The organism is Paenibacillus sp. FSL K6-2524, assembly GCF_038005525.1.
GTDB lineage: Bacteria > Bacillota > Bacilli > Paenibacillales > Paenibacillaceae > Fontibacillus > Fontibacillus anaericanus.
The window spans coordinates 738,618-750,934 of the sequence record NZ_JBBOSP010000001.1; the positions used below are offsets into that span (position 1 = coordinate 738,618).

Annotated in this window: 10 protein-coding genes; 5 read left to right on the top strand and 5 right to left on the bottom strand. The window is 42.8% G+C overall.

The window, feature by feature from the left end; genetic code table 11:
- Position 1: 1 nt before the first annotated feature.
- The 4 genes from NST85_RS03205 (at position 2) to NST85_RS03220 (ending at position 5,198) form a co-directional block, all read left to right on the top strand.
- Positions 2-802, top strand: coding sequence for an energy-coupling factor transporter transmembrane component T family protein (locus NST85_RS03205; protein ID WP_127190042.1), 801 nt, complete (start codon positions 2-4; stop codon positions 800-802).
- Between the two features lie 74 nt (positions 803-876).
- Positions 877-2,871, top strand: a complete 1,995-nt coding sequence (locus tag NST85_RS03210) for a peptidase U32 family protein (protein ID WP_341188517.1) — start codon at positions 877-879, stop codon at positions 2,869-2,871.
- Between the two features lie 85 nt (positions 2,872-2,956).
- A complete protein-coding gene (locus tag NST85_RS03215) occupies positions 2,957-4,243 on the top strand; it encodes an aspartate aminotransferase family protein (protein WP_341188518.1) in 1,287 nt (428 codons plus the stop codon).
- 79 nt (positions 4,244-4,322) lie between these two features.
- Positions 4,323-5,198 (top strand): UbiA-like polyprenyltransferase, encoded by an 876-nt coding sequence (locus NST85_RS03220; RefSeq protein ID WP_341188519.1) that lies wholly within the window; start codon positions 4,323-4,325, stop codon positions 5,196-5,198.
- A gap of 426 nt (positions 5,199-5,624) precedes the next feature.
- Here NST85_RS03220 and NST85_RS03225 read toward each other — a convergent pair whose 3' ends face one another.
- The 4 genes from NST85_RS03225 to NST85_RS03240 all read right to left on the bottom strand — a co-directional run bounded on the left by NST85_RS03225 (position 5,625) and on the right by NST85_RS03240 (position 10,208).
- Positions 5,625-6,605, bottom strand: coding sequence for a polyprenyl synthetase family protein (locus NST85_RS03225; RefSeq protein ID WP_341188520.1), 981 nt, complete (start codon positions 6,603-6,605; stop codon positions 5,625-5,627).
- Between the two features lie 62 nt (positions 6,606-6,667).
- On the bottom strand, positions 6,668-7,114 hold the full coding sequence (locus tag NST85_RS03230; RefSeq protein WP_127190047.1) for a hypothetical protein: 447 nt from the start codon (positions 7,112-7,114) through the stop codon (positions 6,668-6,670).
- Between the two features lie 273 nt (positions 7,115-7,387).
- On the bottom strand, positions 7,388-9,265 hold the full coding sequence (locus NST85_RS03235; protein ID WP_127190048.1) for an NAD(P)/FAD-dependent oxidoreductase: 1,878 nt from the start codon (positions 9,263-9,265) through the stop codon (positions 7,388-7,390).
- 55 nt (positions 9,266-9,320) lie between these two features.
- Positions 9,321-10,208, bottom strand: coding sequence for an FMN-binding protein (locus tag NST85_RS03240; protein ID WP_341188521.1), 888 nt, complete (start codon positions 10,206-10,208; stop codon positions 9,321-9,323).
- Between the two features lie 771 nt (positions 10,209-10,979).
- Here NST85_RS03240 and NST85_RS03245 point away from each other — a divergent pair.
- Positions 10,980-11,357, top strand: a complete 378-nt coding sequence (locus tag NST85_RS03245) for a RidA family protein (protein ID WP_127190050.1) — start codon at positions 10,980-10,982, stop codon at positions 11,355-11,357.
- 84 nt (positions 11,358-11,441) lie between these two features.
- Here NST85_RS03245 and NST85_RS03250 read toward each other — a convergent pair whose 3' ends face one another.
- Complete coding sequence (locus tag NST85_RS03250; protein WP_127190051.1) at positions 11,442-12,197, bottom strand: TspO/MBR family protein; 756 nt, start codon at positions 12,195-12,197, stop codon at positions 11,442-11,444.
- Between the last annotated feature and the right edge of the window lie 120 nt (positions 12,198-12,317).

Sequence of the window (12,317 nt, forward strand, 5' to 3'; positions counted from 1 at the left end):
GATGCGAAACAAATTGCTATTCGGGAGAAGCATTGATACGGGCTCTTGGGTCCATAGTGTGGACCCAAGGGCAAAGCTAACCGGTATGGTGCTCTATCTTATCGCTCTCTTAGTTGTTAATTCATGGGTCGCGTTAGGCTTAGCTACGGTCTTCTCACTAGCGTATATGGTTTCTACCCGTATCCCACTGAAGTATTATGCCAAAGCCGCCAAGCCACTGTGGGTTCTTATGGTATTTATCTTTGTTGTTCAAAGTCTGTCGATTAAGCAAGGGACCGTCTTATGGCACATAGGTTCATGGGAACTTTACTCCGGTGGGCTGAGCAGCGGGTTAATCGCTGCCTTGCGGATGACCCTACTGGTATCTTTTACTGCTATTCTCACGTTTACAACGACACCAGGACTTCTCAATCAAGGCTTATCCGGTGTTTTGAAGCCACTGCGTAAAGTAGGGATCTCGGCGGAGCGATTGACTCTTATGATGGGCATTGCATTAAGATTCATCCCGACGATTCTAGATGAGACTCACAAAATTATGAAGGCACAAGCGGCTCGGGGAGCGGATATGAAGGAGCTACCCTGGAAGGAAAAAGGCAGGTTGCTAGTTTCATTGCTTGTCCCGGTGACGGTTGGAGCATTTCGCCGTGCTGAAGAGTTAGTCCTTTCTATGGAGTCACGTGGTTATATAGTCGGGGCACCACGCTCGGAATATCATCTATTGAGCTGGAGTAAACGTGATACTGGGTTTATTCTATCGTATGTGATGCTAGTCGCTATCATTGTTTATCTCAGATTTATATAGAAGAAGATGTGGAATCGATTTTTATTGATCTTTTGAACGCTCACACATACTACACATACAGAGGGGGAAACGCTGTGGCTCGCTATTTTAATGGAAAAGAAGTTGAATTGCTTGCACCGGTAGGTACGTTTGATATTTTCAAGGAAGTAATAGAGGCTAATTGTGATGCTGTATATCTCGGAGGTCCGAGTTTAAATATGCGTCTAATGCGCAAGGGGTACAATTTCACGCTGGACGAGATTACTGAAGCTGTACAAATCGCTCATGGCTTGGGTAAAAAAGTGTATATTACGGTTAACAATTTACTTAGTGAGGGCGAACTAGCTGAAGCTCGGGATTATTTAAAATTTCTCGAAACGGCAGGACCTGATGCGCTCATAGTTCAGGATTTCGCTGTCATCGCATTGATTAAGGAGATGAATTTGTCTCTTGATGTCCATTCTTCAGTCATGATGAACGTACACAACGTGGAGATGGTTAAGGCCCTTAAGGAAATGGGTGTCACACGGGTTGTTACGTCGAGAGAAATGGATCTGATGACAACGCGGCATCTTCTGGCAGAGACCGGCATGGAGCTAGAGTATTTTGTTCATGGGGATATGTGCTCGGTACATGGAGCTAACTGCTATTTCAGTTCTTCCGTATTTGGAATGAGTAGTAATCGTGGTAAATGTCTGAAACCATGTCGTTGGGAATATCGAATCAAGAAAGATGGCAATGTGTATCCTTCCGAGTATCCTCTTGCTGTTAAAGATATGTTCATGTATGAGCATATTCCAGAACTGATCCATGGTGGAATAACCTCATTCAAGATCGAAGGTCGCATGCGCGATTCCGCTTTTGTGCTGATGTTAGTGAATGCTTATGGAGATGCTATCGACCGTTACATTGAAGATCCAATTGGTTTTGAACGAAGCCGGGATACGAGTTTGTTATTTGAGAATCGTAAACGTGATTTTTCCACGGGTTATGCATTTGGTCGTCCTGGATTATCGTATATCAATAAACGTTATGAAGGAACGGGAAAATTCTATAGTACAGGCAAGGTATTTAGTACACCGACGGTAGAGCGTGAACTTAGCGCCACAAGGTTAGAGAAGATCTCGGAGAAGTTGACCAGCATTAGACAATCGGAGACTTCACGTGTAGCGGAATTATCCGTCCATGTGAACAATATGGCACAAGCTAAGGTTGCGTTAGAAGAAGGCGCAGATCATATTTACTTATCAGGAGATGTGTTTGAGCCAGACCGTCCTTTTTCCAAAGCGGATTTGTTGGAACTTGGCGCGTTGAAGGGGAATGCTAAGGTATATTTGGGATTGCCACGAATGATGACCGAACTTCAATTTGAAATATATGATGCTTTATTATCAGGTGAACGTTTACCGATCGATGGAATTTTGGCGACGAATCTCGGTGCGATTCATAAGTTTGCTTCCAGTGGTTACCCACTTGTGGGTGATATCAACTTGAATATATCGAATCCACTATCGGCAGAGTTCTATAATTCTCTTGGAGTAGAGAGACTTACTGCATCTATGGAACTTCAACTGAACGATTATGTATCCTTACTGAAGAATACTCAGGTGCCGCTAGAAGCGATTGTACACGGTTCGTCCGTTATTATGTATATGGAACATGATTTGTATGAGAATACGGAAGCTTTTGAGCCAATCGCTAAGGAAGATAATCAATATGTAGATAATAGTGTGCTAGTGATGATGACGGATAAAGGTGAGAACCCGGTATACCGTGACGTTCATGGGCGCTGTCATCTAACTTTGGCTAAGGAATTATGTCTCCTATCGGTGGTAGAGGAACTCAGTGCCGCAGGATTATCTGTATGTCGGATTGAAGGGGCAACGTATCGTCCAGAACAGCTAAAGAATATAGTACGCGCCTATAGATCCGCATTGGATAAGGTAGGGACGGGAGAACCACAGTTGGAGGAATTGAATCCGGTATATGCGGGATTTACACTCGGTGCACTGCAATTTGATGGAGATCAAAATGGCGAGGCTAAGGACTCGGATACGGAGAGTAAGACGGAAGCTGAAGTGGTTTTGTAATTCATATTACCTGTCTAGTGAGTTCTTGACCACAAGGTAGGTGAAGATTTTCACACATTTGTGAACAGGAAAAGGAGCGAGAGTCATGCAAAATTACATTGGACCTCAGAATGTTCTCGAGAAACGCAAACAATATTTCTATCCCTGTACCAGCCATTTCTATCGTAATCCACCCCAATTGGTAAAAGGGGAAATGCAGTATTTGTATGGTCATGATGGTCAGCGTTACTGCGACTTCTTCGCTGGTGTATCGGTTGTAGCCAGTGGCCACTGTAATCCGGAGATAGCAGAACGTACAGCGGAGCAACTGAAGATGCTGCAACATACCTGTACGATCTATTTAACACAACCTAATGTTGATTTAGCAGAACGTCTGGCTGGTGTCCTTCCTAGAGGGGTGAACCGTACGTTCTTCGTGAACAGTGGTTCAGAGGCGAATGAAGGTGCGTTGACATTGGCTCGTCTCCATACAGGCCGACGAGGCTTCCTTGCCTTGGAGCAGGGGCTACATGGACGGACATACTTAACAATGAGCGTCACGGGAATACAAATGTGGCGTACCGATCCCCAGCTTGAACACGAGCGTGATGTTACTTTTATTCCGCGACCGTATGAACGAGGTGTAGATACAGAGATAGCGGCTCGCCGTTCACTGGAAGCATTGAAGACTGTGCTTGAGGAGAAGGGTGAGGAGATCGCTGCTATGATTGTGGAGCCCATTCAGGGCAATGCAGGAATCATTGTTCCTCCAGAAGGGTACTTCGCTGAGGTGAAGGCACTGCTAGAGCAGTATGGAGTTCTGCTTATTGCCGATGAGATTCAGACTGGGTTTGGCCGAACTGGCGCTATGTTTGCTATGGACCGTCTAGGTGTTGTGCCTGATATTATTACGATGGCCAAAGCACTTGGAAGCGGCATACCTGTGGCAGCTTTTGCTACTACGGATGAAATTGCGGCAAGCTATAATCGCCCATCGGCTTCTACCTTTGGTGGTAACCCAGTATCGTCTGCAACTGGCCTTGCTGTACTTGATTATATCGAGTCACACCATCTGCCCACACGGGCGCAGCAGCTTGGCGCACAATTACAAGAAGGGCTCCAGGACATCGCTAATCGCTATCCAGCGATAGTGAGTGAGGTACGGGGAGCTGGACTAATGATCGGTGCGGAGTTGTGTTGGGACGATACCCGGCGCGGAGCTGAGCTAGTTGATGATGTACTAGAAGAGATGAAGGATCGCGGCTACATCATCGGTAAGAATGGGGTAGATCGTAATGTGTTGGCCTTCCAACCTCCATTAGTGATCACAGAAGATGATATTAGTGGGATGCTCGCTGCATTAGAGGATACGTTATCGAAATTATATTTTTAGAGTACGCCGCTACAAGAGTAAGAAGGCGAGTAGGGGAATGATACCCCTAACTCGTTTGGAACAAGGAGAGTGAATTATAATGGAACATGCCCGAAAAATTACGCATAGAATTAAACTTTACGGTGAACTAGTGATGTTCTCGCATACGCTATTTTCACTGCCATTTGCCATCATTGCAATGGTATGGGCCGCTGAGGGTTGGCCGTCCGGGCGTGTGATGTTATGGGGACTAATTGCACTCATTGGTGCTAGAAACGGCGCAAATGCTTTTAACCGTGTAGTAGATCGCGTATTTGACGAGAAAAATCCACGTACCGCCCATCGCCATCTACCACGGAGGTTATTGGAATCGAAGGAAGTATTATTGTTCGTGGTGGTCAATTACGGTATCTTTATTTTCGCTGCTGCCATGCTGAATATGCTGTGCTTCATTTTGTCACCGGTAGCTATATTCCTGATTTCGTCGTATTCTTACACGAAGCGATTTACTTATTTGAGTCACTTATATCTCGGTTTCACCATTGCATCTGCCCCAATCGGAGCATGGTTTGCTGTAACAGGGCAATTTGCTATCACCCCATTCATACTCGGAACCATCGTCATGTTATGGATCGCGGGCTTTGATATCATCTATGGTTCCCAAGATATCGAATTCGATAAGAATCATGGGCTTTGGTCTATTCCAAGTGTGTTTGGCCTGAAAAATGGTCTGAGGATCGCAGCGGGGCTGCATTTCATTATGGTACTGTTACTGATCGCACTTATTCCGATAAGGGACCTAAGTTGGTTTTATATCGCAGGCATTGGTATTGCCACAATTCTATTGCTGACCGAACATAAAATTATCAAACCAAGTAACCGAAAGCGCATGAACGTCGCTTCGTACAATTTAAATCAAGTAATTAGCATGGTCATCTTATTCTCTACATTGGCTGATTACTTCTTATTATCCTAAGCGATACAAACAAAAAGGCAGGGTAACAAGTAGATCAATCTACTTGTTACCCTGCCTTTTTTCTTCTTACATAAAAGAGTAGTAAAGAAGCTAGCGTAGCGGGCCGTTTGAATCTGAAGAAGCGTTGACCGTATTCCTCTGATTTCCACCGCTATATATAAATTAAAAAAATGATGATATACCGGAGAGAGCGAAATGATTCTGAAGAAGCGCAGCGTTCGCCTTTGTCCCCGAATTTCAACCGTAATAACAATTCAATCAGGAAATTCGGGGACAACAGCGATCGTAAGAACATTTCGCTCTCGGAGGCAATAATCACAATAATTAGTTCAATTAAATAGTAGGGTTAAAGAAATCTGAGGATAACAGCGATCGAAAGATCAAACGGCATGCGAAGCGAGTGCACTTCACTACTCTTTCATCCCATTAACTATCACGGCCCCCAAAGTAATTAAGCAATATCTGAAGATCATGGTGAGCGGGATACTCTTGAAGCTGATCAATAATTTCCTGCGCTTCATTTAAATATTGTTGGCTGAGGTCCTCAGCCTTTTCAAGAGCGCCACTACTTTGGATACTTGCGATGACAGCATCGATTTCCTCAACTGGGGTCTCACTAGAGATTGCACGGATAGAAGAAGCTAAATGCTGATCCTCAAGCGCGTACAATACAGGAAGTGTGACTTGGCCGTGTCGTAGATCACTACCAGCTGGCTTACCTAACTTATCCGAAGATTGCGTAAAATCAAGTATGTCATCACGAATTTGAAACGATATACCGAGCTTCTGTCCAAAAGTGTACAGTAGATTAGATATTTCTTCATCTGCACCAGCAGATTGTGCGCCTATCTTAAGACATGTGGCGATTAATTGTGCAGTCTTGTTTATGGATTTATCCAAGTATTGTTCAATCGTGATATCGTAATTATATAAATAAGATAATTGCTGATATTCGCCTAGGCATAACTGGGTTGTTGCTAAAGAGGATAGGTCGTAAGCATATCTCTCACGTTCAGCTGAATAACCAGAAATCAGTTCAATGACTCTCGCTGACATATAATTACCTACATGCAGAGCTCCCTTAACGCCTAATTTGACATGAAGCGCACTCTGACCGCGCCGGACAGGGGAATCGTCTATAATATCATCGTGAATTAGAGAGGCGGCATGAATAAATTCTGCAGCTGCAGCGAGTCGCCATACTTTACTTTTATCAGGCGAAGGGCCGAAACGGCTTCCGACGATTACCATTAAGGGACGAACGCGTTTGCCACCCGATCGGACCAGATCTACGATACTCTTGGCAAGAACCGAAGAGCGGGGAACATCTTTATCAAACTTGACTATATTTATGATCTCTTTGTCTACCGTTCTTAGAGGGATGTTTAAGGCTTCATCGAGCTTCATAGATGAACCTCCTCATGTCGTATTCTGTGCAGTCCCCACACGAAATAGTGTGCTCTGGATTATTAGATGGCTTGGCTAGCTCGGCTGTGGGTATTCTCAAGTTGTAGAAATAACTCCCATCCCTTTAATAAGCGTTCTTCTTCAGGAGTACCTTCAATGGCTTTGATCTGAATTTGTTTGATGATAGGTGCCAAGTGAGAAAGTAATTCGTATTCTTCCCATTGAAGACATAATTGAACATAAAAACTGTATAAGTAGTCGCCATCCAATACCTGACGGGTGAGGTATTCACCAGAGCCTTCACAGCTGCTGTGTCGCAGAAGGGCGAGCTTGATTGCAATGTAAATGGAGAGTAGACGACTTTGACGATCTGAGGGTAGATCATATCGAACCAACAGGTCCGCCATAGGTAATACGTCTTCTTCCTTAAGATCTAGAATAATACCAGTTTCAGGCGATAATTCGCCCTGCAACAAGTGAATAGCTTCATGGAAGAGTTTAATATTCATAAGGGTACACACTCCTTAGAGGCAGGTAGGTTAGCAGGGACCCTGATACCGATATTGGCAAATTTCCGTAACCGGATTCTCGATAAACTTAATTAGCAGCTTGATTAAATGAGTGAGAAAAAAAGTGCTGAAATAAGAAAGTTCTTCTTCGGTATAATGCCGTAATCAGCTTTAGTATCCTTGAAATTTGAGATAAAATTAGAGGTAAAAATTAGAGTAATGTGCGGCTAGCGCACATTACTCCGTATTGGGAATAAATAATGGTTACAATATTTATTCAGTGTATAGATACCATCTTCGTACTAACGGAATTCTCTTCCATTGTTTCTTAAGCCAAGGAAGAACGTAGTAGTCAAGGCCGAACATACTACCTGAACCACCGATGAGGGCAACGCCTGCTGTCATGTACCAGAGCATTTCGGAGGAAGCCATGCTGGAAGACCAGATCATGACGCCAAGTGCTACTGTAACAGCCGATGATACTGCGGTAAACAGACCAACGATAAGCATTGCGCCGATAGCGATTTCTGCGAATACCATAAAGAATTGGAATATCGTTGCAAGAGTAGTGTAGCCACCATCACTCGTGTAGAAGAAGATGTCCATAGTTCCGTTAACAATACTCTTAATAAATCCAGGAACAGGAAGCGCTGTAACTGCAGTTGATGCACTTTCTACGGCAGAAGCCGCTGTTTGAGCATCTACTGTCGTAGTAACTGCTCCGGCAGCTTCACTGGCTGCTGATAAAGCATCGCCAGCATTAGGGGATGCCGGGATCAAGAAGATGTTAGAAGGATCCTTCCAAATCTTAGGCAACTTATCGAGACCTTCAGTCAACCATTTATAACCAACAAAGATACGAAGTGGTACCAACCAGAAGTTTGGTGAACGTTTGGAGAAATGGCCACCAAGGAAGCTTCTACGGTTGTTTACATGGAAGAATTCATGCATCATGTAAGTCCAAACTTTACTGAAACCAGCTACAGTGAACAAGTAGTAAAGGTTGATCAAATGCTTGCTGGCCATAGCCATGAAGCCGCTAAGCATGAACATTTTATTCGGAAGACCAACATTGGCAACACCGTAACGGCTACCGATGCAGACCATGGTTCCGTGGAAACCTGGTTTATAAGATTTTTGCGGTTTATTGTTAATAACTGCATGAATGTTGTGAGCGATGAGCGGACCTGCTTGCTCAGCATTCTCAACCATTTGTGGTACCGGACGAGTTTCACCTTCAGGAATGTAGAAGATGTTATCGCCTACGATGTAGACATCTTTGTGGTCAACACTTTGCAATTTATCGTTAGTAACAATACGTTTACGACCTTGTTGTTGTACATCAAGCTTACCAACGAGGTCAGAGCCTTCAACACCAGCAGTCCATACAATAGTGTCGGCTTCAAGTTCAGTATCACCTAAAGTTACACTAGAAGGAGTAACACCAGTAATTTTAGCGTTAGTAACGATCTCGACATTCATCTTGTTAAGACGTTTAACCGCCTTATCGATCAGTTTGTCGGGAAGGATAGGCAGAATCTTAGGAGCCATATCCGCTACAACTAGACGAACTTCGCTAGGATCAATGTAGAATTCTTTACAAAGCTCATCGCGGAATTCAGCCAACTCGCCAACTAATTCAACACCGGTGAATCCAGCACCAACAACTACGAAGGAAAGTTTCTTACGACGTTTAGCTGGATCGCTTTCTTTAGCTGCTTCGCCAAACATGCGGCGAACTTGCTCTTTCAGACGAATAGCATCTTCATAAGACCATAATGTTAGAGCGTGTTCCTCAGCTCCAGGGATACCGAAGAAGGTTGGTTTACAACCTGTACCGATGACTAGATAGTCATATTTATAAGTGGCCTTCTCAGACGTAAGTTGCTTAGATGCGAAGTCAATGTTGTCGATTGAATCGAGAACGACATCTACCTTTTGTCCGGCAAAGATTTTCTTTAATTCAATTTTGATTGAATCTTCCGGAGCCCGATTTGCCGCTACTTCATGTAATTCTGTCAGAAGCGTATGATATGGATTGCGGTCGATCAATTGAATTTGTACATCTTTGTCTTTTTTGAACAATTTGGCGAGGTGCTTGGAAGTGACAACACCACCATAACCGCCGCCTAGAACTACTATTTTCTTCAAAAGATTCACCTCTTAATATGGGTTGGTATTCATGGAGCTGAGAGAAAAGAAATTCTTATTTAGCTTGTTCTAGAGCTTGAGCTGCAAGATCATAGTAGGACTTCAATGTGATTGAAACGCCAGAAATCGCATCAGTCTTACCTTCTTCATTAAAAGTTAATGCAGCTGGATCTTGTTTCTCAAGCAAATATTGTTCAGCTAGAGCGGCTTGTTCATGCCATTCGGATTGAGCACCGCCAGCTTTCATACCGTATTTACCGTCAATTGAGTTTTGTTTCTTGTCTTCACCTTTATCATTTATGCCACTAAAGTTTACATTTAAAACCTTACCAGCAGCGACAACGATGTCGGCAGTTTCTTTCCAGCCAGAGTGCTCATCGAATGCAGCAGCTTCAGCGTGGTAGGTACCATCTTTGTATGGACCAACTTGGACCGGACCAGCAGTTAGAGCTGTGCTAGCCAGATCAAAGAACTCGCTAACGTGTACAGATACGCCAGAAATAGCGTCCGTTTTGCCTTCAGTCAAAGTGATATCTTTAGGATCTTGTTTCTCAATTAAGTATTTCTCAACTGCAGCTGCTTGCTCATGCCATTCGGAAGCAGCGCCGCCAGCTTTCATACCGTATTTGCCTTCTTCTGAATAAGTAACTTTATCAACTGGTGCTTTTGCGCTTGTTGCATTCCATTTAGCTTCAGTGATTTTACCACCGGATACAGTCAATGTAACGAATGGGCGCCATCCGGAGCTTTCATCAGTTTCGCCTTGTGCAAAGTAAACACCATCTTGATATTGACCTTCTGCAGCAGGAGTATTAGTGCTGTTTTCTGTTGCTGCCGGTGGTGTGTTATTTGCTTTCTCAGCATTTTTAGCATCATTGGATCCACAACCTGCGAGAAGACCTAGCAGCAATGCGCTGCTGAGAATAATAGAAGCTTTTTTCATAATTATGACCTCCAGAAATGTATTATATATATTAAAATGTGAACCATTTTAATAACAGAAGAAATGTGAAGCAGCTAGGAAATATACGGTACAATCGAGAACGGAGAGCAGTAGTCGTTGGAATTCTAACATAAAAACAGGAATGGTTATGTGAAATAAATCACTTACCGTGTGACATAGCTATCCCTGTTACCTCCAATTTATAGGATAAACGATCGGAGTTAAAGAGCCGAAAAAGATTGTTCGAATTTTTAAAATTTAAATTTTGTGAAGAATTATTTTTATTATATCACATTAACTATAATTCTGGGCGATTTTTTTCACATAGTTTGTGACGACTTTTAATGAATAAAACTCCTAATTATTACAGGGCAACGGAAGTCGCCGATCCAAATATTACAAACAATAAAGACATTCCTATTTATTATAGTAGAAAACAATAATGAATAGTGAACGCCTTGTGAGGATGATTTCTGGCGTGCTTATAAGGTTTTAGATCAATAGGTAGCTTTCATAACCAAATTAGAGTGTATCATATAGATGACAGGAAGGCAGTAAAAAGTTGGATTTCTATTATTTACTCGTTATTATACAATGGATCAAGAAAACGGCTCATGCAAAAGGACGAAAGTAAATACTGTGAGTTCAGTTTATCTTTTGTAGTTCACCATGTTAATATATTTAGAAGGTTAAAATAATGGCAATATAATGAAGCTTCTCAGTGGAGAGATTTATATTAGTCGAATTAATTATAAAAAGGTGGAATAGTAAATGTCTAAAAATGTTATTTCAACTGATGCAGCGCCAGGGGCGATCGGACCTTACTCACAAGGGATGCAAATTGGAGAGCTCGTGTTCACATCGGGGCAGTTAGGTTTGATTCCGGAGTCAGGACAATTTGCTGAGGGTGTTGAAGCGCAGACAGCGCAATCCCTAAACAATGTTAAGGCAATACTTGAAGCGGCAGGTAGTGGGCTTGATAAGGTTGTTAAGACGACAGTTTATTTGAAAGATATGAATGATTTTGCTAAGGTAAATGCGGTATATGGTACTTTCTTTGCACAACCCTATCCGGCGCGTAGTGCGGTTGAGGTAGCTCGTCTACCGAAAGACGGATTAGTTGAGATCGAAGTTATAGCCCTGAAATAGTCTTTGATGCAAGGGCAAAAGCATAAATCCGGTAAGGGGCCGGAGCGGATGAAGAACATGTTGGTTCTCTTCGCTTCGGTTTTTTTAATCTCGTTCGCATGCACGCATGAACGTGATCCACAATGCATATACCAAAAGGATGGAAGACAATATTCCAGCCGTAAGAAAAACTGTCGTATGCTCTTTCTGTTCTACAGTTATCGCGGAATACCCCCAGAAGAATACGAGCGGAATAATACCGTTAAGTGAACGGTAGCTAATGAGGAAAGAAGCTAGCACGCCAAAGATAAGTATAATAACCCCTACAAATAGCTCGTTGGAATGTAAGTTAATGCCGATATCGGTGTAATATAGCGCAATTTGTATATTGATAAGTGTTGCGACACAAATCCAACCGAAATACAGACTGAAGGGTAGAATAATAAACCAACGCTCTCCTCTAGTAGGGAAGAGAATTTTTTGAGTTCGTAAGTACAATACCGCGAGTGTAATCAGCAACATGATTATCGCGATTAGGGATAAGACGATAAATTGGTATTGCCAGAGTAGAATCCAGGCTATATTAAATATACAGGACAGTATGAACCAGAATCGTAGAGGGAGCACGGAATCAGTTAATCCATTATAGCTACGAAATTGGTATACGATAAATCCAGCCAATAAGGTGTAAATGACGATCCATATCGTGAAGGCGTATCCTGCGGGTGTAATTAGCGTATGATGCATATCAGAGATTTCTCCGGTACGCTTGCCACCGAGTGGAACGAATTGAGCTAATGCGTTCATGACTACTACAGCAACAAAGAATATACAGTTCCATATTGGATATTTTCGGACCATGTTATAGTTTCCTTTCTTGGAGGGGATTCGGTGATCTGAAGATAGTAATTAGTCATATGAGTTTACTATATAATTGTATCCATTTATGGTAAAAACAATATCATGGGTTCCAGTCTATAT

Excerpts from the sequence above, each read along its gene's own strand:
- NST85_RS03205 (WP_127190042.1), top strand. The coding sequence starts at position 2 with ATGCGAAACAAATTGCTATTCGGGAGAAGCATTGATACGGGCTCTTGG.
- NST85_RS03215 (WP_341188518.1), top strand. The coding sequence starts at position 2,957 with ATGCAAAATTACATTGGACCTCAGAATGTTCTCGAGAAACGCAAACAA.
- NST85_RS03220 (WP_341188519.1), top strand. The coding sequence starts at position 4,323 with ATGGAACATGCCCGAAAAATTACGCATAGAATTAAACTTTACGGTGAA.
- NST85_RS03225 (WP_341188520.1), bottom strand. The coding sequence starts at position 6,605 with ATGAAGCTCGATGAAGCCTTAAACATCCCTCTAAGAACGGTAGACAAA.
- NST85_RS03230 (WP_127190047.1), bottom strand. The coding sequence starts at position 7,114 with ATGAATATTAAACTCTTCCATGAAGCTATTCACTTGTTGCAGGGCGAA.
- NST85_RS03240 (WP_341188521.1), bottom strand. The coding sequence starts at position 10,208 with ATGAAAAAAGCTTCTATTATTCTCAGCAGCGCATTGCTGCTAGGTCTT.
- NST85_RS03245 (WP_127190050.1), top strand. The coding sequence starts at position 10,980 with ATGTCTAAAAATGTTATTTCAACTGATGCAGCGCCAGGGGCGATCGGA.
- NST85_RS03250 (WP_127190051.1), bottom strand. The coding sequence starts at position 12,197 with ATGGTCCGAAAATATCCAATATGGAACTGTATATTCTTTGTTGCTGTA.